This is a genomic window from Endozoicomonas sp. SESOKO4 (genome assembly GCF_024606275.1).
In genome coordinates, this window is sequence record NZ_JAHHPS010000178.1 from 1 (window position 1) to 1,282 (window position 1,282).

A 1,282-nucleotide genomic window follows, 5' to 3' on the forward strand; every position below is an offset into this window, starting at 1 on the left:
GTCCATGGTGGCAGTGTTCCAGCTCCAGGGGCTGGCCGGATAACGGGGTTTGATGTTCAGCTGGTCAGCATCCCGGGAAGGAATTATCACCGCACCTGCAGTGCTGGCCAGTCGAGCGATGACGGTCATGGCGGTTTCACTCTGGTAGCTGAAGCTGCCGCCAGGAATAATCCAGTCGGGTGTGCTGTAATCATCCAGCTCCGGATAGATTGCAGAGAAGCCGGTATTGGCCAGCTCTTCAGTGATCGCCTGTTTTGCGTTGAGGTTGCTGCTGTTGGACTTGCTGCGCTTGGGTGCATAGGGTGCTGCCAGCAGTTGTGTACGACTGGTTCCGTAGATGGTGTATTGTTCTTGTCCGAATGCTCTTGAACCGGTGTAGCGTTCCACGATGAAAACCCACTTCCAGCCATTAATGTCGACCTCGATCTGCTTGGGTCCGCTCTGATCGGGTTCCACTAATGCCAGGCTGCTGGCTCCCCAAAGCTCACCAATGAGTGCCCAGCTGAAGCTGTCGATGTCGAGGCTGATATCCATGTTGCTCATCTCGATCGGTGTCCTGTCGGGCAGCGTCACCACACTGATGGTGTTCATAAGCAGATAAGTCTCCCTTTTCTCTGGTTGTTCGGGTTGTGGTTTTTCGATGACATCGATCTCACCGCCATAGTCACCTGTGACCGTGTCATCTTTAGCTTTTCTGCCGGGTCCCCATGGGATGATGACGGGTTCATCCTGAGTGCGGTTACTGCTGAAGGCTGACTGCTGCAGAGAGTCTCTTGGTTGAATGGCCCTATTGGGAGCACTCTTGCCCAGATTGAAATACACGTCTGGGGTGGTTAATGGTGAGTAACGTTTGGCCGCAAAGGTAAAGTTCAGCAGTGCGGGTGCTGGTACCTGATAGCCACTGGCGGTGATCTGATGCGCTGCGCCATACTCGTCACTGCGATCAAAGCGCTCCGTGTTCTGCCGATCTCTCTGCGTACCTTGCTGCCACTGTTCAGAACTTTGCTGCTGCCTTGGCTGGACACTCTGATCCCTGAACTCATTGATGCTAAGTTCTTTGGCAGGTGGTTGCTGCCAGAGAGCCTGTTGTTGAGTCTGGCGATCACTGGCTTGCTGGTGACTGATTCTGACGGCTTCTTCCAATTCAGGCACTTTGCCCCATAACAGTCCGAACTGTGGAGTTTTCAGAATGGTGCCTTGATGACTACTTTGCTGAACACTGGCCTGAATCGTCATTGAGTGCTGGAACAGTCCCCGGGCAGATACCTGGTAGCTGTTGCCT

1 pseudogene is annotated in these 1,282 nt (G+C 53.8%); it reads right to left on the minus strand.

Going from position 1 to position 1,282, the window contains the following annotated elements:
* A pseudogene (locus KDK16_RS03395) lies at positions 1-1,282 on the minus strand (hypothetical protein); the annotation flags it as partial.